This is a genomic window from Methylovirgula ligni, assembly GCF_004135935.1.
Taxonomy (GTDB): domain Bacteria; phylum Pseudomonadota; class Alphaproteobacteria; order Rhizobiales; family Beijerinckiaceae; genus Methylovirgula; species Methylovirgula ligni.
The window spans coordinates 1219668-1245393 of the sequence record NZ_CP025086.1 but is presented as its reverse complement, the minus strand read 5'-3'; the positions used below and the strand labels follow the sequence as shown (position 1 = coordinate 1245393).

29 protein-coding genes are annotated in these 25726 nt (G+C 63.4%); 17 read left to right on the top strand and 12 right to left on the bottom strand.

Translation table 11 applies throughout. From position 1 onward, the window contains the following. Nucleotides 1-91: 91 nt before the first annotated feature. The 6 genes from CWB41_RS06080 to CWB41_RS06055 all read left to right on the top strand — a co-directional run bounded on the left by CWB41_RS06080 (nt 92) and on the right by CWB41_RS06055 (nt 5167). Nucleotides 92-655: a TetR/AcrR family transcriptional regulator gene (locus CWB41_RS06080; RefSeq protein WP_115835110.1), complete on the top strand. Its 564-nt coding sequence runs from the start codon at nt 92-94 to the stop codon at nt 653-655. Nucleotides 656-672: 17 nt separating this feature from the next. Beyond that, a complete protein-coding gene (locus CWB41_RS06075) occupies nt 673-1230 on the top strand; it encodes a PQQ-dependent catabolism-associated CXXCW motif protein (protein WP_115835111.1) in 558 nt (185 codons plus the stop codon). Nucleotides 1231-1367: 137 nt separating this feature from the next. Continuing rightward, nucleotides 1368-2540, top strand: coding sequence for a (5-formylfuran-3-yl)methyl phosphate synthase (locus CWB41_RS06070; RefSeq protein WP_115835112.1), 1173 nt, complete (start codon nt 1368-1370; stop codon nt 2538-2540). Nucleotides 2541-2549: 9 nt separating this feature from the next. After that, the gene (locus tag CWB41_RS06065; RefSeq protein WP_165204062.1) at nt 2550-3185 is read left to right on the top strand and encodes an amino acid kinase family protein; all 636 of its coding nucleotides are present in this window, start codon (nt 2550-2552) and stop codon (nt 3183-3185) included. 22 nt (nt 3186-3207) lie between these two features. Further along, nucleotides 3208-4602 carry a DUF6513 domain-containing protein gene (locus CWB41_RS06060; RefSeq protein WP_115835114.1) on the top strand — a complete coding sequence of 465 codons (1395 nt, stop codon included), beginning with the start codon at nt 3208-3210 and terminating at the stop codon, nt 4600-4602. Between the two features lies 1 nt (nt 4603). Further along, nucleotides 4604-5167 (top strand): DUF447 domain-containing protein, encoded by a 564-nt coding sequence (locus CWB41_RS06055; RefSeq protein ID WP_115835115.1) that lies wholly within the window; start codon nt 4604-4606, stop codon nt 5165-5167. Here CWB41_RS06055 and CWB41_RS06050 read toward each other — a convergent pair. Continuing rightward, nucleotides 5164-6177: a hydantoinase/oxoprolinase family protein gene (locus CWB41_RS06050; RefSeq protein ID WP_115835116.1), complete on the bottom strand. Its 1014-nt coding sequence runs from the start codon at nt 6175-6177 to the stop codon at nt 5164-5166. The genes CWB41_RS06055 and CWB41_RS06050 overlap by 4 nt on opposite strands. Nucleotides 6178-6249: 72 nt before the next feature. Between CWB41_RS06050 and CWB41_RS06045 the strand changes: the two genes are divergently transcribed. After that, nucleotides 6250-6951, top strand: coding sequence for a HisA/HisF-related TIM barrel protein (locus tag CWB41_RS06045; protein ID WP_115835117.1), 702 nt, complete (start codon nt 6250-6252; stop codon nt 6949-6951). Between the two features lie 47 nt (nt 6952-6998). Here the strand turns inward: CWB41_RS06045 and fae are convergent, their stop codons facing one another. The 7 genes from fae to CWB41_RS06010 all read right to left on the bottom strand — a co-directional run bounded on the left by fae (nt 6999) and on the right by CWB41_RS06010 (nt 13459). Further along, entirely contained in the window at nt 6999-7508 is a 510-nt protein-coding gene (gene fae, locus CWB41_RS06040) for a formaldehyde-activating enzyme (protein WP_115835118.1), read from the bottom strand. 165 nt (nt 7509-7673) lie between these two features. Next, nucleotides 7674-8525 carry a triphosphoribosyl-dephospho-CoA synthase gene (locus CWB41_RS06035; RefSeq protein ID WP_245411128.1) on the bottom strand — a complete coding sequence of 284 codons (852 nt, stop codon included), beginning with the start codon at nt 8523-8525 and terminating at the stop codon, nt 7674-7676. Next, entirely contained in the window at nt 8522-9469 is a 948-nt protein-coding gene (locus CWB41_RS06030) for an ATP-grasp domain-containing protein (protein ID WP_115835119.1), read from the bottom strand. The genes CWB41_RS06035 and CWB41_RS06030 overlap by 4 nt, the downstream gene beginning before the upstream one ends. Beyond that, complete coding sequence (gene mch / locus CWB41_RS06025) at nt 9453-10412, bottom strand: methenyltetrahydromethanopterin cyclohydrolase (RefSeq protein ID WP_115835494.1); 960 nt, start codon at nt 10410-10412, stop codon at nt 9453-9455. Before mch ends, CWB41_RS06030 begins: the two co-directional genes overlap by 17 nt. Continuing rightward, nucleotides 10409-11539, bottom strand: a complete 1131-nt coding sequence (locus CWB41_RS06020; RefSeq protein WP_115835120.1) for an ATP-grasp domain-containing protein — start codon at nt 11537-11539, stop codon at nt 10409-10411. Before CWB41_RS06020 ends, mch begins: the two co-directional genes overlap by 4 nt. Then, nucleotides 11532-12419 carry an NAD(P)-dependent methylenetetrahydromethanopterin dehydrogenase gene (locus CWB41_RS06015; protein WP_115835121.1) on the bottom strand — a complete coding sequence of 296 codons (888 nt, stop codon included), beginning with the start codon at nt 12417-12419 and terminating at the stop codon, nt 11532-11534. The genes CWB41_RS06020 and CWB41_RS06015 overlap by 8 nt, the downstream gene beginning before the upstream one ends. Further along, nucleotides 12419-13459 (bottom strand): beta-ribofuranosylaminobenzene 5'-phosphate synthase family protein, encoded by a 1041-nt coding sequence (locus CWB41_RS06010; protein WP_115835122.1) that lies wholly within the window; start codon nt 13457-13459, stop codon nt 12419-12421. Before CWB41_RS06010 ends, CWB41_RS06015 begins: the two co-directional genes overlap by 1 nt. A 163-nt stretch (nt 13460-13622) precedes the next feature. Between CWB41_RS06010 and CWB41_RS06005 the strand changes: the two genes are divergently transcribed. From CWB41_RS06005 to CWB41_RS05980, 6 genes are all read left to right on the top strand, one after another. Next, a complete protein-coding gene (locus tag CWB41_RS06005) occupies nt 13623-14009 on the top strand; it encodes a 4a-hydroxytetrahydrobiopterin dehydratase (protein WP_115835123.1) in 387 nt (128 codons plus the stop codon). 46 nt (nt 14010-14055) lie between these two features. After that, nucleotides 14056-15138 carry a molybdopterin-binding domain-containing protein gene (locus tag CWB41_RS06000; protein WP_115835124.1) on the top strand — a complete coding sequence of 361 codons (1083 nt, stop codon included), beginning with the start codon at nt 14056-14058 and terminating at the stop codon, nt 15136-15138. A gap of 6 nt (nt 15139-15144) precedes the next feature. Next, nucleotides 15145-16782 carry a formylmethanofuran dehydrogenase subunit A gene (locus CWB41_RS05995; RefSeq protein WP_115835125.1) on the top strand — a complete coding sequence of 546 codons (1638 nt, stop codon included), beginning with the start codon at nt 15145-15147 and terminating at the stop codon, nt 16780-16782. Beyond that, entirely contained in the window at nt 16770-17678 is a 909-nt protein-coding gene (fhcD, locus tag CWB41_RS05990; RefSeq protein ID WP_115835126.1) for a formylmethanofuran--tetrahydromethanopterin N-formyltransferase, read from the top strand. Before CWB41_RS05995 ends, fhcD begins: the two co-directional genes overlap by 13 nt. Continuing rightward, on the top strand, nt 17675-18478 hold the full coding sequence (locus CWB41_RS05985; protein WP_115835127.1) for a formylmethanofuran dehydrogenase subunit C: 804 nt from the start codon (nt 17675-17677) through the stop codon (nt 18476-18478). The genes fhcD and CWB41_RS05985 overlap by 4 nt, the downstream gene beginning before the upstream one ends. Nucleotides 18479-18540: 62 nt before the next feature. Beyond that, the gene (locus tag CWB41_RS05980; RefSeq protein ID WP_342633296.1) at nt 18541-19224 is read left to right on the top strand and encodes a hypothetical protein; all 684 of its coding nucleotides are present in this window, start codon (nt 18541-18543) and stop codon (nt 19222-19224) included. Between the two features lie 50 nt (nt 19225-19274). Here the strand turns inward: CWB41_RS05980 and CWB41_RS05975 are convergent, their stop codons facing one another. Continuing rightward, nucleotides 19275-20999: a lysine--tRNA ligase gene (locus CWB41_RS05975; protein ID WP_115835128.1), complete on the bottom strand. Its 1725-nt coding sequence runs from the start codon at nt 20997-20999 to the stop codon at nt 19275-19277. 241 nt (nt 21000-21240) lie between these two features. Between CWB41_RS05975 and CWB41_RS05970 the strand changes: the two genes are divergently transcribed. Beyond that, a complete protein-coding gene (locus CWB41_RS05970; RefSeq protein ID WP_115835129.1) occupies nt 21241-21525 on the top strand; it encodes a hypothetical protein in 285 nt (94 codons plus the stop codon). Here CWB41_RS05970 and CWB41_RS05965 read toward each other — a convergent pair. Beyond that, nucleotides 21522-22316, bottom strand: a complete 795-nt coding sequence (locus CWB41_RS05965; protein ID WP_115835130.1) for a glycosyltransferase family 2 protein — start codon at nt 22314-22316, stop codon at nt 21522-21524. The two genes, CWB41_RS05970 and CWB41_RS05965, sit on opposite strands and share 4 nt — an antisense overlap. Before the next feature lie 29 nt (nt 22317-22345). Here CWB41_RS05965 and CWB41_RS05960 point away from each other — a divergent pair, with 29 nt between their 5' ends. Further along, nucleotides 22346-22783, top strand: a complete 438-nt coding sequence (locus tag CWB41_RS05960; RefSeq protein ID WP_115835131.1) for a hypothetical protein — start codon at nt 22346-22348, stop codon at nt 22781-22783. 243 nt (nt 22784-23026) lie between these two features. Here CWB41_RS05960 and CWB41_RS05955 read toward each other — a convergent pair whose 3' ends face one another. Next, nucleotides 23027-23326 carry a hypothetical protein gene (locus CWB41_RS05955; protein ID WP_129396420.1) on the bottom strand — a complete coding sequence of 100 codons (300 nt, stop codon included), beginning with the start codon at nt 23324-23326 and terminating at the stop codon, nt 23027-23029. A gap of 139 nt (nt 23327-23465) precedes the next feature. After that, on the bottom strand, nt 23466-24452 hold the full coding sequence (locus CWB41_RS05950; RefSeq protein WP_115835132.1) for an IS1595 family transposase: 987 nt from the start codon (nt 24450-24452) through the stop codon (nt 23466-23468). Between the two features lie 99 nt (nt 24453-24551). Between CWB41_RS05950 and CWB41_RS05945 the strand changes: the two genes are divergently transcribed. Then, nucleotides 24552-24794 (top strand): DUF6471 domain-containing protein, encoded by a 243-nt coding sequence (locus tag CWB41_RS05945; RefSeq protein ID WP_245411129.1) that lies wholly within the window; start codon nt 24552-24554, stop codon nt 24792-24794. 20 nt (nt 24795-24814) lie between these two features. Further along, entirely contained in the window at nt 24815-25651 is an 837-nt protein-coding gene (locus CWB41_RS05940; RefSeq protein ID WP_115835133.1) for a hypothetical protein, read from the top strand. Nucleotides 25652-25726 lie beyond the last annotated feature (75 nt).

Genomic DNA, 25726 nt, shown 5'->3' with positions numbered 1-25726 from the left:
TCTAGTCGGTAGCTCCGCGCCGGTCAATCGGTTGCGGAGAGCACGCCCGAAATACTTGACGGGCCTGCCTATCGGTAGGTAGGCAAAGCATATGCTCGCAGATACGCGCGAAAAATTGCTGGCGGAGGCCGAGGTGCTGGTGAGACAGCGCGGCTGGTCGGGCTTCAGCTATGCCGATCTGGCCGCAGCCGTCGGCCTGCGCAAGGCGAGCATCCATTATCACTTTCCGACCAAGGAAGAGCTCGGCCTTGCGCTCGTCGCCGCCTACGGTGAACGCTACGACCGGGCGCTCGAGGAGATCACGGCCGCCAGCAAGGACGGCCTCGCCCGCGTCGAAGCCTATGCCAAGCTTTATCTCCACGGCCTGCGGGAGGAGCAGGGCTGCCTCGCCGCGGCGATGGCGGCCGAGCTCGCCATCCTGCCGCCGCGCATCCGCGAGGGCGTCGCGGTCTTTTTTCAGCGTCATGTCGCCTGGCTGAAGCAGGTTCTCGCGGAAGGCCGCGCCAACGGCACGATCGGGGCCGATGTCAAACCCGCCCAATCCGCGCGGATGATCGTGGCGACGCTGGAAGGCGCCCTGATGATGGAGCGCCTTCTCGGCGGCCCCGCCGGCTTCAAGGAAACGCTGTCCGCATTACGCAAAAGTCTAAAATAGAACTGAGGAACCCAAGGATGAGACTATTCCGCTTCGCTGCCGCCTTTGCCCTTTGCGCCCTTGCCATCGTACCCGTCGCATGGGCCGACCAGCCTGTCCCGGAGCCGGGCGGCTATCGCACCTCGGACTACAAAACCGCAACGCCGGCGACGCTCGACGGCAAGCCGGCCCTCACCGTCGCCGAAACCCACGACCTCTGGCAGAAGAAGGCGGCGGTGTTCATCGATGTCCTGCCACAGGTGCCGAAGCCCGCCGGACTGACGCCGGGCACGATCTGGCGCGACAAGCCGCGGCTCGATATTTCCGGCAGCGTCTGGCTGCCGGATACGGGCTACGGGGCGCTGGCGCCGGCGATGGAGGATTACTTCCGGCGCGGGCTGAAACAGGCTAGCGGCGGCGACCTCAACAAGCCGCTGGTCTTTTATTGCCTGCGACATTGCTGGATGTCGTGGAACGCCGCCAAACGCGCCAAAGCTCTCGGCTATACCCATGTCCTCTGGTACGCGGACGGAACCCAGGGCTGGTCCGAGGCCGGCTATCCCCTCACACAACAGAAGCCCGTGCCGCGCCCTTAACGGCTTCCGGTCCTGCTCCGAGAGGATAATTGGCCTTTCGCCCGTTCTCCTATAAAGGAAGCCCAGATTGAAGAGGGCGGCCCGAGCGGCGCGCATTGTCGCCGTGCACCGGCCGCCCGCCTAGACTTTGGTGCCTGATGACGCTGATGCTCGCGAGCGTCGCCGACGCTGCGGAAGCCGAAATCGCGCTGATCGAAGGCGCCGATATTCTCGACCTCAAGAACCCGGCAGACGGGCCGCTCGGCGCGCTGACGCCGGCGGTGATTCGCGCCATCGTTGCAACAATCGGCGGTCGCCGACCAGTGAGCGCCGTCGCGGGCAATCTCACCGAGCCCGCCGAGCTGGCCGCGGCGGCCAAAGCGATCGCTGCCACTGGGGTCGATTATGTGAAAGTCGGCATCCCCAGCGAGAGCGCCGCCGAGAGCATCGCGGCGCTGACGTCCCTCGCCGCTGAAGCCAGGCTCATCGCCGTTCTCTTCGCCGATCGCGGCCTCGATCTCACGCTGATCCCGAGCCTCGCCGCGGCGGGGTTCAAAGGCGTCATGCTCGACACGGCGGCGAAGGATGGCAAGCGGCTCGTCAATCATGTCGACATCTCCGGCCTGCGCGAATTCGTCGATCGGGCGCATGAGGCGAATCTCATCGCGGGGCTTGCCGGCTCGCTTGAGGCGCCCGACATCGCCCGGCTGCTGCCGCTGGAGCCCAACCTCCTCGGCTTTCGCGGCGCGCTGTGTTCCGGCAACGATCGCAAGAAAGCGATCGATGCGGCGCAGGTGCGTTTCATCCGCGACCTGATCCCGCGCGCGCCTTCGACGCTCGATGCGCAGGACGAATTCAAGATCGACTGGCGTCTTTTGTCGGCCCGCGGCTATGGGCCCGGGCGCGACGAGAAGATCGAGACCGACCGCGTCTTCGTTCACGACCTCGTCTTGTTGGTCTCCATCGGCGCCTATGATTTCGAGCGCGAAAAGACGCAGCGGGTGCGCTTTAATATCGACGCCGACGTTCGCCGTACGGCGCATCATGCTGAGGATATGCGCGACATCCTCTCCTATGATTTGATCGTCGATGCCATCCGTCTCGTTCTTTCGCGCGGTCACGTCGATCTCGTCGAAACCGTCGCCGAGCGCGTCGCCGACGCCCTGCTCGCGCATCCGCGTCTCGTTGCGATCAAAGTCCGCGTCGAAAAGCTCGATGTCATCGACGGCAGCGTCGGCATCGAAATCAGCCGCGAACGGGCGAGCCAGGCGGGCAGCCTGCACCAGCTTTTCGCCAGTATATCCGACGTTGCCGCCAAATCCGGCGGCTGATCGATCACCGTGCCATCCTACAAAACGCCGCGCCCCCTGGTCGTGAAGCTTGGCGGCAGCCTCGCGGATACGCCGCTGCTCACAAGCTGGCTCGAAGCGCTCGACCGCTATCCCGATCCGCTCATCGTCGTGCCCGGCGGCGGCGGCTTTGCCGATGCCGTGCGCGCGATGCAGGCGAAGATGCGCTTCGACGACGATGCCGCACATCACATCGCCCTTGTCGCGATGGAGCAATACGGCCTGGCTCTGGCCGCGCTCTGGCCGCGGCTCGCCGTTGTATCGACGCCTGCCGCCATCGGCCGTGCGCTGCGGACCGGCCGCATCGCCTGCTGGGCACCGGCGGCGATGGCGCTCGCCTCGCCGCTGCCGAAATCCTGGGACGTCACCTCCGATACCCTCGCCGCCTGGCTCGCAGCGAAGCTGCGGGCGGAGCGGCTGCTGCTGATCAAAAGCGCCGAGATCGACGCCGACGCGGGCCTCACGCTCACCGAGCTTGCGCAGGCGGGCGTCGTCGATCGCCTGTTCCCGCATTTTGCCGCGGCGAGTGGCGCTGATATCTTCATCGCCGGACCAGCCGCTCTGCCCGAGGCGCCGACCGAATTTTTACGCGGGCAGATACCGGGCCTGCACCTGCGACGCGCCTGAAAAAACGAGGCTCGACTGACGTATGGCCGAACGCATCCTGCTTCTGACCGGACATCTCGCCGCGCCGCGTCTCGTCAAGACGATGAACGGGCTCGGCCCGACGCCCTTCGCCTGGCGCATTTTCGATGTCGGGGTGAAAGTCGCGGCGCTGATGACTGAAGCGATCATTCTGCGCCGCGTGCCGCGCCCCATCGAGGCCGAGCGGATTATCCTGCCGGGACGCTGCCGCGCCGATCTCGACGCGCTGTCGCGCGAACTCGGCGTCAAGGTCGAGCGTGGCCCGGACGAGATCGCCGATCTTCCGGCCTATTTCGGCCGGGGCGGCCGGCCACCGGATCTGTCCCGCTACGACATTCGCATTTTCAGCGAGATCGTTGACGCCTCCGGCGTTTCCGTCGATGAAATTCTGCGCCGCGCGGCGCAGATGCGCACCGAGGGCGCCGATGTGATCGACCTCGGCTGCCTGCCCGATACGCCGTTTCCGAATCTTGAGGATTGCGTGCGCGCGTTGAAGGCGGCGGGGCATAAAGTGAGCGTCGATTCCGCCGATGCCGGCGAACTCGAGCGCGGCGCCGCAGCGGGGGCAGATTTTCTGCTGAGCCTCACCGAGACGACGCTCGACATCGCCCGCAAATATCCGGTGACGCCGGTGCTGATCCCGCAGCCGCATTCCGATCTCGGCTCGCTGGTCCGGCTCGCCGAAAAGGCGCAAGCGGCGGACATTCCCTTCATCATCGATCCGATTCTCGATCCGATCCATTTCGGTTTCTCCGCCTCGCTCGCGCGCTATATCGAGGCGCGGCGCCTGCTGCCGGACGCCGAGATGATGATGGGCACCGGGAATCTGACGGAGTTGACCGAAGCGGATACCAGCGGCATCACCGCCATGCTGCTCGGCATCTGTTCGGAGCTTTCCATCCGCAATGTGCTCGTCGTGCAGGTGAGCCCGCATACGCGCCGCACGGTCGCCGAACACGATGACGCGCGGCGGCTGATGTATGCGGCGCGCGCCGACGAGGCCCTGCCCAAGGGCTATGGCGCGGGCCTCGCGCAGGTGCATGATCTCAAGCCCTTCGTCACGACGCCGGTCGAGATTGCCGAGCGCGCGGCGGATGTGCGCGATGCCAATTATCGTATCGAGGTCGCGGAAGACGGCATCCATCTCTACAATCGCGCCGGCCATCATGTGGCGCGCGATGCGATGACGCTCTTCCCGCATCTTGCCGTGAAAGGCGACGACGCGCATGCCTTCTATATCGGCACGGAATTGATGAAGGCTGAGCTCGCCTTCACGCTCGGCAAGCGCTACGTGCAGGATGAGCCGCTCGACTTCGGAGCGGCGACGGAGGCAGCACAGGAAGATCTGACGCGGCTGCGCGAGATGGGCCATACGCTGCGTGCCAAGGCGGAGGGTTGAAATGCCCATGATCCGCGAATGTGTCGTGACGACCGCCGATGCGCAGGGCCGCGTGCATATCGCGCCGCTTGGACTGATCGCCGAGGCGGACCAATGGATCATCGCGCCCTTCCATCCTTCGACGACGCTCGACAATCTGCGGGCGGTGCCTTTCGCAATCGCCAATTACATCGACGATGTGCGCATCTTCGCCGGCTGTTTGACCGGGCGACGCGACTGGCCGCTGACGAAGATCGAAGGCTTTCCCGTGCCGCGTCTGGCGGCGGCCTTGACCCATGCGGAACTTGCCGTCGATCAGGTCGAGGCACACGAGCAGCGCCCGCGGTTTCATTGCCGCGTGTTACGCCAGCAGCAGCATGCGCCTTTCGAGGGGATGAACCGCGCCAAGGCGGCAGTGCTGGAATTGGCGGTGCTCGCAAGCCGGCTCGACTTCCTGCCGCGCGAGAAGATCGAAACCGAAATCGCCTATCTCCAAATCGCCATCGACAAGACGGCGGGGCCGGAAGAGGCAGAGGCGTGGAGCTGGCTCGCCGAAAAAGTCGCGGCGCATTACGCACGCATCTAAGCCAGCAACGCCACCGCGCAGGCAGGCAGACAATCGGCGGCTTTGCGGCGCAGCTCCGGTGCCGTGGGAAGCAAATCCGCGCAATCGATGTACGGACGGCCGAGTCGCGCCGCGAGTCGCCGGACGACGAAGCGCCCGGCCCCGGCGCCGACAATCGGAGCATCATTGTCGAGCGCGGTTACCGACAGTGCGAGGCAGGTGCCGTCGAAAATCTCGCGCAATTGCGCCTCGGCAAAATAAGCGGCGAGCCGATCGAGCGCCGCAGCGCTGACGTCGCTTGCGTCATGGCCGATCTGGCGTGCCAGTCGCGCGCGGGAGGCTTCCGCCGTCTTGGGTTGCACATCCGCCGTGGGCATCAGATCGGCGTCCTCGGGCAGATCGCCAAGAATGCGATAGACGTCGCTTGCCGTCGCGAACGCCTCGTTCATGATCGGCACCCAGCGGCCGCCGAAGGGCACATGGTGCAGGCCTGCCATCAGGAAGCTGCGGACAATTCCGGCATAGACCAGTTCGCCTTGCGCCATCCGTGTCGCGTCGCTATAGCCGCGCGCGGCGACCTTGCCCGCTTGCAGGGGAATGATGTCCGTCGTCGTCGAGCCCACATCGACGAAGAGACCATCGGGAACCTGCCGCGCGGCGAAGACGGCGCTGGCGTGCCAGTTGGCTGAGGCGACAGCCTCCACATGCGCCACGACCTGATCCGCCGCTACGAAACCCTGCGGCCCGGCATAGAATCGCACTGGGCCGAGTTCGCGTACAGCGGCCGCAGCAATGGCGGCAACGCCGGCGCGGCGATTGGGAAAGACATCGGAAAGTTCGCCCGTCATCGTCGCGAAATGATGCGGCACCGACCCGAGCGCCGCTTTCGCTTCGGCAAAGGCTTCATGCAGTTGATCCAGGCCGAGCCAGAGCGGGCAGGCGATCTGGACGACTTTGACAACCTGCCCGTCTTCGACGCGCGCGGCTTTCAAATGCGCGCCGCCGATGTCCCAGCCGATCGTGCCTGGCATTTTGACTCGCCCCAAAATCGCGTTACGCAGGCTCTAACATGCGGCGGCTTCCAGACCCAAGCGGAGCGAGCGTTGGACGTCATTCCCGTGATCGATTTGAAAGCCGGCGCTGTGGTGCGCGCCAGCGGCGGTGCCCGGCATCTTTACGCGCCGATCGAGACGCCGCTCGCCCGTACGAGCCGTCCGCGTGACGTTATCGCGGGCTTTCGCGCGCTCTTCCCATTCAAAAATATCTACATCGCCGATCTTGACGCGATCACCGGCGTGGGCGGCCATACGGCGATCATTTCCGAGCTCGAAGCGGTTTTCCCGGAGATCGAATTCTGGGTCGACTCAGGAATCGCGACAGAAAACCATGCCGCCGCCTGGCTCGCGCGCCATCGCGGCGCGCTCGTCATCGGCAGCGAGAGCCTCTCCGATCTCGAGACACTGCCGCGCTTTGATCTGCCGCGCCGTATTCTCTCGCTGGATTTTCGCGGCGACGATTTTCTCGGTCCGATGGCTCTTGCGACGAATCCGGCGCTGTGGCCGCAACGAATCATCGTGATGACTTTGGCGAAGGTCGGCGCCGGCGGCGGTCCGGACTTCGCACGTCTCGATCGGCTCGGCGTGCTCACGCAAGGAAAGCATGATCTCTATGCCGCGGGCGGCGTGCGCGACGCGGACGATCTGCGCTGGCTCGAATCCGCAGGGCTCAAGGGCGTCCTCGTCGCCTCGGCGCTGCATGACCGCAAGATCACTGCGAGCGATCTGCAAACTCTGAACCCAAAATAAAAAAGGGGAGCCGAAGCTCCCCTTTGATTACCAGAATTTTGCGTGGCTCACGACGGCGAGAAGGGGTGCTTCGCCGAGTTGCGCTTGGCAACGACTTCGGACGGCTTCGGCTCGCCGGTGACGGCGCGCTTAATGGCTTCCTTCGTCGCCTGATAGTTATAATCGTGGATCTTCTTGTCGTCGCTGGCATCCCAATGGATGAAGACGCCGACGGAGATGAAAATGTCATCGGCTTCTTCAACCGGAATCACGCCGTCAGCGACGCTGTCGGCGACGGCTTTGGCGACGGCGGCCTGCGCCGGTCCAAACATCTGCACCGCCTGCTTGGCGCCCTTGATCGTGACCTTGTTATAAAGAATCGTGTGGGGCTTGACGGCAAGATTCGGCGCGATCACCGCGAGCAACGTGCTGAAACCGTCCTTTTCATTGACGAGCGCGTTGGCGAAGGCGGATTCCGCCACGCTACCGCGCGGTCCGATGATGAGGTCGATATGCGCGACCTCATTGCCCTCGCCGACGAGCGATTCGCCGACACCAAGTTTCGTTATCTTGGCCATATGTACTTCCTCCGGTGGAACAAAAAACACGACTCCCCGCCGATTCCTCGACGGGACCAATGACCTATCCTTGTTATCGACGCCCGTCAGCTACCGGCACGCTACCGATGGCTTTGGGACAGGCCGGTTGGCCAGATAGCGGCGGACCGTCCGCACGGGGCGCAATCAATCATCATTGCGGCGGCTCGGCAAGCCATTGCGCAAGCGATCGGCGAAAAGTGTCGCCACCGTCAGGTCAGCGCTGGTCCCAGGGTTAAGGCCGCGGGCTTTGAGACTCTGGTCGAAGGCGAGAAGCTCGGGCAAACAATCTCCGCGCCGGGAATGAAAAAGTAAAAGCATCTCCGTGGCTTCGCGTCGCACCTCAGCCGCTGTCCCGGCGCCGAATTTACGAAAAACATGCGTATCCGCGAAGCTACTGAGGAAGACGAGATAGACCGCGACAGCGCGCAGCGGCGACGTAAGGCCGCGCGTTTGCGCTTCCGCAAGTGCGAAAAGCCCCGTCACGAAAATATCATCAAAATCCGACGCATATTGGTAAGCGATCCGGTCGCGCGGCGCCGCTTCGCGCATCGCCTCCAGAAGGCTGGTATCCGCCGGGTGACGGACATCATGATGCGCCGCCGCGCCAAGGCCGCCCGGGTTCGCCAGAGCGATGGCACGGAACACCTGGTCCGCATCATTCCGGTCGAGACCCGCGAGCACATGGGCCAGCGCCGGGCGCAGCGGGCCACCGCGTTCCGCCGCCGCGGCAAGCGGCGCGCAGAGCAGGACAATGCCGAGATTCGTGTTCATGCCGACGGCATCGAAACTTGCCGTGACCGCGCCGAGGACCCGCGCGCCGACCGAGGCGCCGGGCGCCGCGAGGGGTCCGGCCGAAGCTTCCGCGCTCGTCAGAAAATGCGCGGCTTCCATATTGTGGCCGCCGGCGAAAACATGCACGTTGCCGGGTTTGGGCGCCTCGATCTCCTCGCGGCAGGCCGCGCGGAAGGCTTCGGCAATCGCCGCGGCAAAAATCAAGAGGCCATCTCGGCCCCGCCCGCGGCGAGGCCGTGGCGGGCGAGCAGCAAAGACGCGAGTTCGTCGGCGATGGGGAAATCGGTCACGCTTTGCAGCCCCTGCCAGCCGGGCATGGAATTGACTTCGATCACGTACCAGCGGCCATCGGCCGCGCGCAGCAGATCGACGCCGGCGAATTCCGCCTCGACCGCCGCCGCCCCCCGCAGAGCAAGATCGCGCATTTCGTCGTCAAGTTCCACCGGCTCCGGCTTGGCGCCGAGCTTCACATTGGTGATCCAATGCGGCGCCCGCCGTGTCATGGCGGCCAGCACGCGCCCACCCGCCACCAGTACGCGGCAGTCGGAGAAGCCGTCGCGTTCGACGCCAATATAGCGCTGCAGATAATAGACCCCGGCCATGCTGGCGATATCCGGCAGGTCCGACTCTTGCCGGATCAACTTGAGGCCGCGCCCCTGCGCCCCGAACAAGGGCTTGAGCACCAGCGGGCTGCGAGCGCATTCACGCCGCACCAACGCGCGCGTCTGGCGCGGGCTTTCGAGCGCGAAAGTCTCCGGCGTCGGAATGCCGGCGTTAAAGCAGCGAAAGCTCGTCGCCGCCTTGTCGACGCACAATTCGATCGCGCGCGGCGAATTGGCGATAGGCACGCCCATGTCTTTCAGTGCGTGCAACAGGCCGAGCCGCAGCGTGATCGATTCGAACGAGCCGAGGCCGACCGCGCGGACAAGAATCAAGTCGGGCAGTCTGGTGCCAAAGCCGGGAACGGCGATGCCGCTCGGCCGCCGCGTATCGAGGCTGAAGGCCGAGAGGCGCATTGGCACGGCACGCGCGCCGAGTCTGGCGAAAGATCGCGTCAACGCCTTGGCGTGGAATTCGATCTTGTCGACCAGCAGCGCGATGCGCGGGCTTGTCTCCAAAGACGGATTTGCCTCAGCAGAAGGAGGCATTCAAGGCGCTCTCGTTGATCTCGCCGGCGAAGAAGGTCTCGCCGGTCTCGACCGCCGTCACCGCGGCGACCGCCGGGCTGAACAGCATCGGATCGATCTTGTAGAAGTCGCCTTTGAATTTCTTGAAGATGTCGCTGAACGGCTCGCCATAATCGCGCGAAGTCTTGCTCGGCAGTTTCTCGGCGAGGGCGCGCGCCTCGTCGGCCGGCCCGGTGACGAAGAGATGTGTCAGGCCGCCATAGATGATCGCATCATTGGTGCGACCCATCGCCTGGACGAAATCCGGATGCGGCGGCGACAGGGGCGCCGTGCCGATGCCGTCGATGATGCGCGACAGCGGAAATTTCAGTTCATGCGCCTTGTGCAGCGCGACTTCGAGCACGCGGGCGACAACTTGAAGACCGCCCGCAAGGCTGCGCGTCGGCGCATAGATGAACGTGAGGTGGTGCGGTGGGACGCCGGTATCCTTGGAGACCTTCTCGACAACTTCCGGCGGCGGCGGCTTGTCGCCTTCGACCACTAAGGTCGCGCGATTGGCCTTGTCGGCATAGCCGAGGTCTTTGAACAGAGGCTCCTTCAGTGCCAGGGCCCGGCCGGGACCGGAGCCGAGCGCGAACCATTTCTCGTGCGACAGAGCCCAGCCGGCATATTGGCTGGCGAGGCAGGCGATCACCGGGTCGGCCGTGCGGACGGTCAGATGGAACGGCCATTTCGCCGTCGCGGCATAGGGGCTAAGCGTCACAGTGCCGAGGCCGCCGAGACAGATTTCCGCTATCAGCAGACCGACATCGAAGCCGCCGACCGCCTTGACGCCGGCATCGATCAGGGTTTCGCCGAGTGAGCCCTTGGAAACAATAATGCGAAGACGGTCAGCCTCGGTGACCATGCGATCGACGATTGCGCCGGCAAGGTTATTGACGCTGATTTTCGGGGCTTCCGTCATGCGGCACATTCCTTTTGGGCTTCGCGCAGGAGCTGCGCTTCAAAAACAGCAAGACGTTCGGCGACAAGGGCGCGGGCCGCGGCGGCGGTTTCGGCCTCGGCGAGGATTGTGCAGACGGGATCGCCCGCGCGCAGATATGTCCCAGACCTTTGACGGTCCTTGCACCAGTCCGGCCAGACGAGGCCGGGCATGGAGGGCAGCTCGTGCGGCGCGTAAGCGATCGCTGTCGCGGCCGCTTTGGTAAAGACCAAAGGCCGCTCCGGCAAGTGGCCCCGGCATGCGGCCAAATGCGCGGCGAAGAGCGCACCCTCCAAGTCGGCGAAAATATCGAGCGTGGCGCCGGGGCGCGGATTGACCTCGATCAGGTGATAGGCGGCTGCATCGGCAAGAAAATCGACGCTATTCAGCCCGACGAGGCCGAGCGCCCGTGCAATTTTCCGCGCCGCGTCACTTAGAACCGCAAGCTGGGCTGACGGATCGAGGGCCGGACGCACCGCGCCGCCGAAGCGGTACGGCATTCCCGGCCAGGGCGTCGTCCATTGCGAACTCCTGCCGAGAATTTGCGTCTCGCTTCCATCGCAGAGCACAAGCACGGAGACCGGCGTGCCGCCGACGCGGCGCTGAAAATAGTCCCCGGAGGAAATTTCGCTGTGTCCGGCAGGACGGACATGCAGACCGCCGCCGCTGCCCTGCCGCTTGACGAGCCAGTTTTCGGGCGCGCGGGGACAGGCGACGCTGATCTCGGGATGCGGAATTTCGAGTTCTCCGCAAAGCGCCGCGAGGGTGCGCGGGTCTTTCGCGCGGGTCACCGTTTGCGCATTATTGCCGAAGACGAAAAAATGCTGCGCAAGAAGATCAAGAATTTCGGGTCGGTCTTCGAATCCGCTGCCATAGACGACACCCGCCGTCGTCTCACCCGCCGCGAGTTCGCGCAAATGTGAAAGCAGCTCATCCGCCACAAAGCCGCGCGCGGGATCGGCGATTTCGCGCGTCGCCGCCGCCAAGGCGCGCGTATCGCTGTCGCCGAAAAAATCGACGACAAGCGGTCTGCAGCCTGATCGCCGCGCCGCCGTGGCGAGCCCGCGCCCCGAGGCCGCGGCGATCAGAATTGCGTTTGGCTCAGACAAGCTCGCGCGCGAGCTTGAAAGCGTCGCGGAAGTCGATCGCGAGCGGCGTGTCGGATGTCGCCATCTTTTTGAACAGCCGGAACTCGGTCTGATATTTCACATTGCCGATGGCCAGAGCGCCGATGCCGCAGCTCCCGCCCGGCAGCTCCTTGCCGTCGTCATGGAGGCCGACACCCTCAATGCCCAGCGGCGGCACCGCATTGACGTCGGCGCTGACAAGCAGGTTTTTCGCCTTACTGATGTCCTCGGCAGAGAGGATCTGCACACCGGCCTTGCCGGCGCAGAGCGCGACTTCCGAATTGACCAGCAAATCGAGCACTTTTTCATGGTCGCTCGCATCGGCGAAATAGGTCTCGACGCCGAAACGCTTGCGAATCTCGTGCGTCGCCTTTTCGACACGCTCCGGCCCGTTATAGCCCGCGAGCGTCACATGGGCGCCCTCCAGCGCGGCGATAACGGAGGAGGAAAAGCCGACAACGCCGGTCGCGCCATAGACCACGATCTTGGTGCCGGAGAGCGAACGCTGCTTCTTCTCTTTCAGCACCTTTTCGACGCAGGCAACCATGGCCGCGGCGGTCGTGAACGAACCGGCCGGATCGGCGAAGATCGAAATCTCGAACGGCTTCAGCAGCGTCTTCTTGGCCCTCTCGACCATGTCGAGGGCCTGAATCGCATCCTTGCCGCCGATAAAGATGCCGGTGCGGACGGCATCGCGCGGCGAACGGGAGAACATCGCATCCTGCACGAGCGGCTCGATCTCCTCGAGCGTGACATTTGTATAGGGCGTCACCGAATCATAGCCCGCATCGAGCGCCATGTTCACGTCGAACGGGCTCATATGTTTCAGCGGGCTCAGCATGTGCAGGATGAGTTTTGCCATTATGTGCTTCCCTGTCGAAGGTCTTGCGTGCCTGGTTGGTCTTCCGCATTCCGAATGTCACCGGGGACAGAACTCGCCGTTATTCTGGCGCCCCGGTTGATGGCTTTGCAAACGACCATGACCGGGTCAGCCCCGTCTTCCGCCTTTTGCGCGCGCCTTTCTTCCCGAACCTGGCGAACAAGTCTCTGCGCTTCATCGTCGCTGGCGGCAAAGGCGAAGCCCGTCGGCCCCCAGGAGCTTTGGCCGATCCCCTGAGCCCCGAAATGCGCGAGGCGGCCGATGACCTCGGCGACGCGGGCGCTTGTATAGCGCGCCCCGCCCTGGGCGGGAGCGAAATAATCGCCCAGGATTACCTGAATATGACCAACCGCCGCGCCGAACTGGGCCAGATCCCGCTCCGCCAGCGCCGGCAGCGCCTGCATCAACAGCCGGTGGCAGATGTCTGCGGCCGCTGCGGCGGGAAACTGCGGCAACGCCGCGAAGGCAGCGCGCTCGTCGGCGCCGTGGACCCCGGCGAAGGTGCTGTCCATGACAATAATGATACGCCAATCCTCCGGAAAGGGCAGATGGCAGAGGACCGGAGGCAGAACCGTCCGCGGGCCATGTCCACCATCGACGACAAGGCCGCCGCGCGAGAACAGGGCCGCGCCAATGCCGGAACGACGGCCGCGCTGGAGCAGCAGGGCGTCGCCGGCGAAATCCTCCGGCAATCCTTCCAGCCGGCGCAGCCCGGCGGCGAGCGCAAAGGCGAGCTGCGTGCCGGAGCCCAGCCCGGCGTGGGCCGGAATGGCTTCCTCGATCCGCACGCCATAGGTCGTGCTGAGATTGAGATGACGCTTCAGAACCTCGATATGAGCGGCGATGCGCTCCGCCTCCGGCCCCTCGACCGACGGCTGGCTGGCGCGAAAAATCGTCAGCGCCGTCACCGGCCGGTCGATCGCCAGCCCGAAACTGCCAAAACGCCGGCCGAGGCCGCCGTTGAGATCGAGAAATCCGAGGTGAAGACGGGCCGAGGTCTGCACCGAAACACGAGTTTGCATACGTCTTCAACCTGACATCAAACGCTTACGGCACGACCAAGCACATCGACATTGCATACAGATTGCGCCGCCGCGCCGGAGCTTATACGCCGCTCTGCACAATGCGCCAGACTGGACCTATAACATCGATATTGTCATAGTGCGCGCAGGAGGAGGCTTTGCCATGAGCGAACGTCAGCACGAGCGCACCTATGACGAAGCCGAGATCAAGGCGCATCTGGAACGCGAATTGCCGCATTGGCACTACGAGGACGGCTGGATAAGACGGAAATATCGTACCCAAAGCTGGAAGGGTACGCTGATGGTGATCAATACGGTCGGCCACCTCGCCGAGGCCGCCTGGCACCATCCCGACATCACAGCGTCTTACGCCTGGGTTGAAGTCCGCTTGAAAAATCATGCCGCCAAGGGCATCACCGACAAGGACTTCGAACTGGCGAAGAAGATCGAGGAGGTTGTGCAGTGGCAGCCCGGCAGGGAAAGCTCCGCGCTCGAAGGCACACCGGCCGACGATCAGCGTTTCGCCTATATAAAATACGATAAAAACTGACTCTCTCCATGGCCTCGGATCGCGACGGCGACGACGTGAGGAATATATGACGGCTTATGTTGATGGCGCGGCGGTTCCGCTCGAAGCGGCGACCGCGGAGGCGGCGCGTTTGCTCGAGGGCGCGCGCCTGCCCCTTGTCGCCGGCTTGCAAACCGATGTCGCCGGTGCGCGCGCGGCGATTCTGCTCGCTGAGAAATTACGCGGTGCCTACGACCATGCGGCAAGCGATGCCTTGCTGCGCGATGTCGGCGTGCTGCGCCAGGCAGGCCGCATGACGACCACAGCCAACGACGTCCGCATCCGCGCCGATCTCGTATTGTTGATCGGCCAGCGGCTGACGCGTCTTTGGCCCGATCTCGCGGACCGGCTGGCCCTCGGCACGCCGCCGCGTCTTTCGGCGGACAAGGCGCCCCGCAAAATCTTCTGGCTCGGCGGCGAGCCGGATGCCGCGGCCGCGATTGGCGCGACCGAGATCGCCGCCAGTGCGGAGCAATTGCCGCAGGCCGTCGCGGCGCTGCGCGCGGCGGTCGCTGGCCGCAAGAGCCGCCTCGGCGGGGCCTTGGCCAAGAACATTGCCGAGCTTGCCGGGCATTTGCAGGCGGCGCATTTCGGCGCCTTCGTCTGGTCGGCCGAGACGCTGGACCCGCTGACCATCGAGGCCCTGACCGGCCTCGTCTTCGATCTGAACCTCAAGACGCGCTTCACCAATCTCGTCTTCGGCCCGCCGCAGAACGCGGTGGGCGTGCTGCAGACCTCGGGCTGGATGACGGGCTTTCCGATCCGCACCGGCTTCGGCCGCGGCTATCCGGAACATGATGTCTGGCGCTTCGACGCCAACAGGCTCGTCGATACCGGCGAGGCCGACGCGGCCTTGTGGGTCTCGGCCTATGGCGCCAGCGCACCGGGCTGGCGGCGCAAAGTGCCCTTCGTCGCGCTTGCGGTGCCGGGCACGAGCTTTCCCTATCCGCCGAAAGTGAACATCGAAATCGGCGCGCCGGGACAAGATCACGATGCTATCGAATGGACGCGCGAGATCGCGACTTTCGCCAACGTTCCCGCGAAGGCCGCCAGCGACGCGCCGCGCGTCGCCGAGGTGATCGGCCTCATCAGCGAACATCTGAAAGGATAACGAGGCATGTTGATACGCCTGGCCGGCGGCCGCGTCGTCGATCCCGCAAACGGACGCGATAGCATCGGCGATATCTGGATCCGCGATTCGCGCATCATCGAAGCGCCGTCCGGCGAGACACCGGACGAAGTCTTCGATGTCTCGGGCAAGATCGTCATGGCCGGGGCGATCGACATCCACTCGCATATCGCGGGCGGCAATGTGAATACCGCCCGCCTGCTGCTGCCGGAGAATCATCGTTCCCACACCCCGCGCCCGGCCGAGACGCCGCTCTCGACGGCGGGCTGGTCGACCTTCGAGACCGGCGTCCGCTATGCCGCGATGGGCTTCACCACGGTGATCGAGCCGGCGGTGCCGACGCACGCTGCGCTTCATTCGCATCTCGAACTCGCCGACGTGCCGATCATCGACAAGGGCATCCTGACCGTCGTCGGCGAAGACGATTTCCTGCTCTCGCTGCTGCGCGAAGGCGGCAATCGCACGGCGATCGCGGATTATCTTGCCTCGGCACTGGCGCAGACCAAGGCTCTCGGCATCAAGAGCATCAATCCCGGCGGCTCGGTCGCCTTCGCCAACAATGCCCGCACCTTTGATCTCGATGACGTGGTGCCGTTCTACGGTATCACCTCGCGGCAGCTCACCGAGGCTTTGCAGCAAGGCGTGATCGACATCGGCATCGCCCATCCGCTGCATCTTCATACCAACAATCTCGGCATCGGCGGCAATGTCGAGACGGCGCTGCGCACGCTGCAGGCCGCCAACGGCAAGCCGCTGCATCTCGCGCATCTGCAATTCTATGCCTATGGCAAGGACGGCAAGCGCGGCTTCTCGTCCGGCGCGGCGCAGCTGGCCGATGCCGTCAACAAGACTCCCAATGTCACGATCGACGTCGGCCAGGTGATGTTCCGCCAGACGGTGACGATCTCCTGCGACGTGGTGCGCCAATATAGCTCGATCGGCTCCGCCAAGCCGCGCAAGTCTGTCATCTACGACGGCGAGGTGAACGGCGCCGGCGTCGTGCCCTATCTCTATAAGTCGGACAGTTTCTACAACGCCATCCAATGGGCGGCGGGGCTTGAACTCTTCCTGCTCATCACCAACCCCGCGCAGGTCTTCTTCACCACCGACCATCCGAACGGCGCGCCCTACACGACTTATCCGGAGCTTTTCGCGCTCATCATGAGCCGCGATCTGCGCAGCAAATGGCTCGCCGACCTTCCGAAGGAAGCGGTCGAACTCACCACGCTGCCGTCGATCGAACGCGAATATTCGTTCAGCGAGATCGCGACCATGACGCGCGTCGCGCCGGCCAGGCTCCTCGGCCTTAAGGACCGCGGCCATCTGACCCCGGGCGCCCTCGCCGATGTCGCGATCTACGACGACGATCCGGCCGACCGGGCGCGCGCCTTCCGCCACGCCCATCTCGTCTTCAAGGACGGTGATCTCGTCGTCCGCGACGGCAAGATCACCCATTACCGCCCGGGCCGCGCGCTGACCGTGCAGCCGAGCTACGATTCCAATATCGATCGCCGCCTGTCGCGCTATTACGACGAAGCCTATGGGCTTTCGCGCGACCTGTTCAAAGTGCCCGAGCACGCGATCGGTCTCGACCATGCCTTCGAGGAGGTTCAATGCCAGGGATAACGCGCAACGGCGTGCGCATCGATGACAGCTTCGCCGAAGCTTTCCCGATGCGCGGCACGGCGATCCTCATCACCGGGCCCAACCGCAAATGGGCGCGCCAGGCCGCGGTGACATTGACCGGCTTCGCCACCTCGGTCATCGGCTGCGGCGTCGAGGCGGGAATCGACGGCGAGATCGACCCGCGCGACACGCCGGACGGACGGCCGGGCGTGCGCGTGCTGATCTTCGCCATGTCCAGCACCGAATTGCAGAACCAGCTCACCAATCGCGTCGGGCAATGCGTGCTGACGTCGCCGGGCTCGGCCTGTTTCGGTGATCTTGTCGCGCCCGACCAATTGAAGGTTGGCGAACTCCTGCGCTATTTCGGCGATGGCTGGCAGATCTCGAAGAAATTCGGCGGCCGGCATTTCTGGCGCATCCCGGTGATGGACGGCGAATTCCTCGTCGAGGCGACGACCGGCATGACCAAAGCGGCCGTCGGCGGCGGCAATCTCCTGATCTGCGGCGCCGATTATGAATCGACCCTGCGCGCCGCCGAGGCGGCGGTCGAAGCGATGAACAAGGTAAAGGGCGCGATCCTGCCCTTCCCCGGCGGCATCGTCCGCTCGGGCTCCAAGGTGGGCTCGCGCTACAAGGTACTGCACGCCTCGACCAACGACGCCTTTTGCCCGACCTTGCGCGGCCAGGTCGCGACCGCGCTCGACGATGATCTCGGCTGTGTGCTCGAAATCGTCATCGACGGGCTGACCGAGGCCGCCGTCGCCGATTCCATGCGCGCCGGCCTCGCCGCCATCGTCAAGCTTGGTCCGAAACGCGGCGCACGCCGCGTCAGCGCCGGCAATTATGGCGGCAAGCTCGGACCCTTCCATTTTCATCTGAAGGAATTGGCGCCGTGACGCTCGTCCTCACGCTTAAAGCGCAGCCGCCGCAGCGGCTCGATCTTTCGCCGCTGGTGCCGCATCTGCTCGAAGGCAAAAGCGCGAAGGAGATCGCCGCCATCGATCTGGCGACCACCAGGGAGCCGGCGAAGGCCGGCGACATTTTCCGCATCCGTTCCGGCAGCGTCGACGAGATCCGCTTCGAGGGCGGCTCGGAGCGCTTCGACAATCTCGGCCACGGCGCGACAAGCGGCCGCATCGTCCTCGACGGCGACGCCGGCAGCAATGTCGGCCGCAAGCTGGCGGGCGGCGAAGTGATCGTCACCGGCCATGTCGGCCCTTATGCCGGTTCCAGCCTCGCGAGTGGACGGCTGGAGATCAAGGGCGATGCGGGCGACTTTCTCGCCGCGCCGCGCGAGGGTGAGCTTCACGGCATGAGCGGTGGCCTGCTGGTCGTGCGCGGCACGGTCGGCGAGCGGGCGGGCGACCGTCTGCGCCGCGGCACGATCATCGTCGAAGGCGATGCCGGCGATTGGCTGGCGAGCCGCTTTATCGCCGGCACGCTGATCGTGCTCGGCGCCGTCGGCCGCAACCCCGGCTATCTGATGAAGCGCGGCACGCTGGCGCTGGCCAATCCGCCCGATCTGCCGCCGAATTTCGTCGATGACGGCGGCTATTTCGCGCCCTTCAGCGCCGTGCTCGGCCGTGCGCTGCAGGCCGAAAGTGCGGGCGTGGCCAAATTCCTCCGCGGGCCGCTGCACCGCTTTGCCGGTGACGTCTCGGTACTTGGCAAGGGCGAGATTTTCATCCCTGGCTGAGCGACTTTGTTCCGCCGCCTTTTCCCCCTATGTTAAGCAAGCCTTAACCATAGGAGCTGGCGGTGGAAAATCCGACGCCGCGTTCGAACGGCGGCCAGCCGGCGGATGTCCCGGTGGAACCTGCGCGCATCGGTGAAAGGCTGCGGCTCGCGATGCGCCAGGCGCGGGTCGACGATGCCGAGCGCAGCAGCGTCGTCGCCGAATTGCGCGGCGCCGAGGTCGCCCGGCTCGAGATGCTGCGCGACGAACTTCTCCCCGTCTTTGCCGAAGTGCCAAAGGACGCCGATCTCTTCGACCTCGCCCTGGTGCCGAGCGAACGGCCGCGCCTTTTCATCGATATGGTCGCTTTCGTCGAGATGGATCGCGACCGGCGCACCTATCGATTCCTGCAGGATACGCGGCTCGGCCGCGTCCTTCTCGCCGAGGGCGAGCGGCTCGAACCTTTGGTCGAATCGATTACCGATTATGTCGCCCGCCGGCTGATCGAGCGGGACAAGGCGATCGCCGGCGACACGACACTCGAACGCGCAGCGCGCGCGCAGATCGAAACCGAGCAGAAGCTCGCCGCACGCCATCCGCAGGCAGCCGCGGACCAGCCGCAGCGCAGAAACGCCTTCGCTTTGGCGCTTGGCTTTCTCATCGAAGTCCTCGGCTCGGCCGTGCTGATTGGCCTGGCCGGGCTCGGCGGCTGGACCGTGTGGAAATATATCGCCCCGCTGCTCGCGCACCACGCAGCGGGGCATTAGCGCCGGTCATTGCGAGCGACTCACATAAGGGTCTCGGCAAGTAACGCGCTTTACGCGCCCTTCTCCCCGGACCGCTCGACAAGAAATTCCGCGTGGCGGCGGATCAGATCGCCCGCCAGGGCATCGGCGATCAATTGCCGGGTTTCCGCGATGCCGTAGAGGGCCACGAAGGAGCCGAAGCGCGGCCCGCGGCTTTCACCGAGCAGCACCTGATACAGCATGTTGAACCATTCGTTGGAGACGCCCGGCCGCTCTGGCGTCGCGCCCTTGGCCTTCAAATCCTGATAGCGCGGAATCGGCCGCGCGATGTCGTAGAGCGCGGTCTGGATCTCTTCCGCGCTCGCGTCCGCGGGCAGGCGCCCGAGCATGTCCGAGAGCTGTTGCAGGGCCGCGCGCTCGACCTCGTCGGCTTCGCGATAGGTCTTCGACGGCCGTACGAAGTCGCGGAAATAGCGCACGGCATAGGTGATGAGCCGGTCGAGCTGCGGATGCGTCTGCGGTGAGACGCCCGGCGCATAGCGGCGCAGGAAGCCCCAGAGCACTTGCGGGTCTTCGCTGTTGGCGACCGCGGCGAGATTGAGCAGCATGCCGAAGGAGATCGCCGTGCCCTGCCCCTCGTGCCGCAGAAGCTCGGGCGCCGGCGGCGCGCCGGAATGGATGTGCCAGACCGGATTGCCGAGCTGTTCCTTCACGCCCTGACGCGGATAGGCCTCAAGGAAAGAAAGATAATCGTCGACGGTGCGCGGGATGACGTCGAAATAGAGCCGCTTCGCCGCCGACGGCTTCTGATACATGAAAAGCGACAGGCTCTCGGGGCTTGCATAGGTGAGCCATTCCTCGATCGAGAGGCCATTGCCCTTCGACTTCGAAATCTTCTGACCCTTCTCGTCGAGAAAGAGCTCGTAATTGAAGCCCTCGGGCGGGGCCCCACCAAGCGCGCGGACAATCTCGCCCGACAGCTTGACCGATTCGATCAAATCCTTGCCGGCCATCTCGTAGTCGATGCCGAGCGCATACCAGCGCATCGCCCAATCAGGCTTCCATTGCAGCTTGGCGTGACCGCCGGTGACAAGCGTCACGAAGCTCTCGCCCGAGACGGGATCGCGCCAGGCGATCTTGCCTGCCGCCGCATCGACGACCTCAATCGGCACCTGCATGACGACGCCGGTTTCCGGATGGATCGGCAGAAAGGGCGAATAGGTGGCGGCCCGCTCCTGCCGGAAGCTCGGCAGCATGATCGCCATCACCGCCTCGTATCGCGCCAGCATGTGCAGCAGCGCGGCATCGAACCGTCCGGACGTATAATAGTCCGTCGCCGAGGCGAATTCGTAATCGAAGCCGAACTGATCCAGAAACCCGCGCAGCCGCGCATTGTTATGCGCGCCGAAACTCGAATGGGTGCCGAACGGATCGGGGATCTGCGTCAGCGGCTTGCCGAGATGGGCCGCGATCACGTCCTTGTTCGGGATGTTGTCGGGGACTTTGCGCAACCCGTCCATGTCGTCGGAAAAGGCGATGAGCCGGGTCTTCACCTTATCGTCGGTCAGCAGGCGGAAGGCATGGCGCACCATCGTCGTGCGCGCCACCTCGCCGAAGGTGCCGATATGCGGCAGGCCGGAAGGGCCGTAGCCCGTCTCGAAGATCACCTCTTTCTGGCCGGTGCGGGCGACGCGGGCGACGATCTTGCGCGCTTCCTCGAAAGGCCAGGCACCCGCCTGGCCTGCGGCTTCGCGAAGCGTCAAGGCCGAGGTGGCCGAAGGGTCTAAGGCGGTCATCTACAGTTCCGGATTGTGCGCGGCAGCACCGGGCCGGGGCGCCCCGAGGCCCTACTATCAAATGCGGGGTTCGGCAATTGGGCCGCGACAAGCGCGGCCGGGACCCCGCATTTCGGGAGGGCAAGTGCATCAGTTCGTCTCCACCTTACCGCCACCTATCCAGCCTCGCATCCGGCATGACAAGCTCGCGTGCCTCTCTAGGTCACTCGACCGCTCTCCAGGACTCTGAGCAGGTTACGACATGAACCGATCTACGGACCCCTCCAAAACGCTCCCGCCCGCGTCCTCCGCGACACCGCCGGAATGGCGCACCGTCGAAACGCAGACCATTCTCGACCAGCTTTCGGAATCGCTCCGCCGGGCGATGGCCGATCATCAGGCGATGCTCGGCGTCCTGTTGCAGCAGCGCACCGAACTGCCGCTTGAGCTTGGCGAACTCTTCGAAGATGCCGGCAACGCCTACATGGAAATGTCGGAGCGCGTCAGTCAGAAATTCCTCACCGCGCGTAACCATACCCCCGGCTAGACGACAAGCCTTCTAGACGACACGCCCTGCGCGCCGTCGCTTTTGCGCCGGTGCGCCAGCCCGTGCTCGGTTTTGTGCCAATGGAAGGGCCGCCGGACGAGATCGAAGACGGCTGCCCAGGCGGCGGCGCAAATGAGCAACCAGTAGAACGGCAAAAGCGCCAGGACCGGCCACAGCCGCAGGAGACGGCGGCGCTGCATCCCCAGAAGCGTCGGCCAGAGCAGCGCCGGAACGCCAGCCACGATCACCATCGTACAGACCCCCGCCAGCCCATCCTGCCAGCCATTGGCAGGCAGGGCCGCGGCGCCGAGAGCGACGTCGAGAGCGAGGCAGAGGCCGCAAAGCGGCGCGGCGAGCGAGCCCAGAATGTTCGCGCCGAGCGTCAGCGCGATCGCGGCATGACGCACAGGCCCCAATTCCCGCAGCAGCCGGCGCGGGTTCCGCAACAAGACGATCAGCGTCTGGTACCAGCCTTTGCACCAGCGCCGCCGCTGATTGAAAAAGGCGGCGAGTGTGAAAGGCGCCTCTTCGCAGGTCGTCGAGTCCAATGTCTCGATGTCATAGCCGAAGCGGGCGAGCCGCAGGCCGATGTCGGCGTCCTCCGTGACATTCCAGGCATCCCAGCCGCCGATCCGGCGCAGCGCCTCGGATCGAAAATGATTCGAGGTACCGCCCAGGGGAAGCGGCAGACGCAAAGCCGAGAGCCCCACGTTCAACACATCGAAGAGGCCGGCATATTCGATGGCGAAAAGCTGCGCCAGCGGTCTTATGGCGCAAACGCCGGAAGACATTAGACCATGCCATTCCTAGATTCTAGGACATGGAACCGAACACAAACCAATACGCGCTTGCCGCTCTCAAAGAGCGCCGCGCCACAATCGCGGGCGAAATCTCGTCTCTCGAAGATCGCCTGCGCTATCTCCGCAAGATGGCCGAGGCCGTCGATCATACGATACGGCTATTCAATCCCGATCTAGACGGCTCCGCCATCCCGGCAAAGAAGCCCTACAAGCGGGTGAAGCTGTTCAACGCGGGTGAATTGAACCGGCTGATCCTGAACGCGCTCAGGAAGGCCGGAAAGCCGCTCTCAACGGGCGAAGTGACGGACGCTGTAGTGGCGGAGCTAGGCCACGGCCCCGACGCCAAGCGCGGCATGACAAACCGCGTGCGGGCGAACCTGAATTATCTGCTGCGGGAGCGCGGCCTGGTCAGGAAGGAAGGCGACAGGCTGAGCGCGCTTTGGTCGCTCGCGAGCTAGTGGAAAGGTCTAAACGGATTGCGCGGCGGAGGCTTATCTAAGTCGGCCGCGATTCGTTGAATGGCCCAAAATTCGGCTCGCCCCTCATCATCTTCGAGGGGCACCTTAAAAGGGTAGCCGCCGTTCGGCACGTGCCACCACTCTCCGGTATTGTTTGAACCTTTCCCCTCTAATGGCTCCGCGCCATGTCTTCGTAGCTTTGCCTCCCATTCGGAGCGCGAAAGGAGGCGATTTGCGATCATGTCAATTGACGTATGCTACGTACTCTTTATCGCAAGCAGCAGGAACCGAGGGAAGTTTGTCTTCGGGATTAATAGCTTCGCCAAGCCTGCCAAGGCGACTAGCTACAACTGACTCACCCCATATCGCTGACAGCATGAATTCAAGCGTCGGAACGATGTCCGCAAGGACTAATTCTGGATTCTTATTGGACAAAACAAATCCAGGCACGTCATCACTGTACGCACGAAGACCGCCGTCTTCGCGTCGCTCGAACTTGACAACAATTTTTGCGAATTTAGGTGTGTGGGTCACGGCGCTCATGGAAGCTATCCCGCTAGGGACAATGCTTTGAAAGGGTTTACACCCTATTACATACACCAGATACCGCCGAATCAAGGCCGACTCGTGATTCTGTCCGGATTTTTAGTATAAGTCAAGGCATCTACCCACTAAATGTAGTTTATAAACGGTTAATAGACCGTTGCCAATATCCGCTGAAATCGACGCTCGGCTTATTGCGCAGCGCCAGACCCGCCAGCCGCTGCACCTGATCGCCATTCGCCATGCGGCGATGATCCTCGCGCCATGACGCCTCTTGCGCGTAGCGCAGGAGATAGACGCCAGCGATATTGTGGTGATGGCCGATCTCGGCACGGCGGAGACGGCTGAAATATTCCTCCGCCCAATTCGTGCAAGCGCCATTGAGGCTGTACGCCTCTTGATGATTGATGCGCTTCATTTCGTATTGGCCGTGAAGGTCATTCCAGCCATTGCCTTCGTCGGCGTTGATGACGGTGCCTTTCGCGACACGCGCGCGAATGAAATTCAGGGCTTGGCCTTCGGACCGGAAAACCGCCGGGACTGAGTTGCCGCCGCGCTCGCGGACGATCACGACAACCTTGCGCTTGCCGGATTGGTTATTAGTGAAGCGCCGATCTTTGCGGTTCTCTCTGAGATTGGCAGGTTTTACGTAGCCGCCGAAATAGCCGCCGTCGATCTCCGCAACCTTGCCTTCGCCGCCGACGACGCGGCCTTTCATTTCCGAAGCCATTGCTTCGCGAAGCTTGTGCAGCAGGACAAAGGCGGTTTTGTAGGAAAGGCCAAGATCGCGGGACAGGGCGAGCGCAGACTTGCCTTTCACTTCATTGCAGAAGATCGCGATAGCCCCGAGATAGGTGCGCAGCGGAAGCTTGTGAGAGGCGAACAGCGTCCCGCTGGTGATGCTGAAATCCTTGCCGCACGCGCGGCACTCGAAGCGTGGCGCACCGTTCGGACGGCGGCAATCGTAAGGCTCTAAGCCCCCGCAATGCGAGCAGACCGGCTTGCCATTCGTCGCCGGCCAACGGACTTGCGAGAACATCGCCTCGGCTTCCGCATCCGAAAGGCGAAGCACCTGAGCGAGGCTCAGGGTCTTTGCGGCTTTCGAGAGGAGGAAGTGCTGGCTCATTGCGTTCTCGTTTCTGAGAACACAATATCGGATACGGTATCATTGTCAATAGGAAATTATCGTATATGATAACGAAAGATCGCATTTGGGAATATTTCCATGATGGCGTTTGCCAAGACGGAACAGGAATGGGCTGAGAGGGCGGCTAGGCACCTGAAAGCCGAGCTGAAACGAGCGGACGTAACCTATGAGGAGCTAGCCGAAAGGCTAAAGAAGCAGGGATTCAGCGAGACGAAAGCAAGCATCGCGAACAAGCTTGCACGTGCAACCGTTCCGGCGGCTTTCTTTCTGGCTTGCCTTGCTGCGCTAGAGCTACAGGGCGTAAGATTGGAGGATATTTAATTTAAGAGCGGCGCGGCTAAATGACTGAGAAGCCAGAAAGCAATAGCGCCAATCGAGAGAGCATAGATCAAAAAATTGAAACGGACGGAGGCGCTATACCCGAAGGCAGCGCCCCCAAAACATCCGATGCAAAAAGCGCCGCTAACGCTCCCAATGGCAATGCTGGCAAGCAGCGCCGCGAAACCCTCCGCTTTCTTGGCCGCCTGACTGTCAATGAGTGGCTTACGTTGCTGGTCGGTATCGGGTCGCTGGCAATATCCTATCTGACTTACCGAAACGCCGCTGATACATCTCAACTGACCGAAGCTGTCAGCAATCTGCACAACTTGGCCGGTTCGGCCCAAGGCCAACTTAACGAAATGAAGATCGAGCGCCGTCCTTGGGTTTCCGTTGACGCTGAGCCGTCCGGGAAATTCTCGATTACTGCGAAAGCCGCAGATCTTCCATTGACATTGTCCATAAAAAACAGCGGGACTAGTCCGGCTATGGTTATTTTTAGGGATGCTTACATCTTCCCTATGAATAGCACTGAGGCTGACAAGAAATTGGTTGATAGTAAAAAGTGCAGGGCGAGCCATGATAGTGGCTTCACAAGTGCTGTCTTCCCAGGGAGTAAATTGGAACAAGGTGTAGATGCGGATCTTATCGACGGAATTAATGCATCCGAACTCACCAAATCCGACCTGTTCAGAGGCTTCATCGTCGTCTGTATTAGGTATCAAGAAATAGGCGTCAAAGATACGCCCACGTTCTTCACTGAACCCACCTACATTTTGATCCAAGGTAAGGGCGCAAAGCCTATCAACGGTCATCTGGGCGACGCGATTCTGGTACAAACTTTTACCGACGCTAACTAAAAGAAGAAGCGTCAAGAGAATCGCGGCCCATGCCGCGTGCCGCCGCACGGCGGGCTCCTAACTCATCGTTCCTCT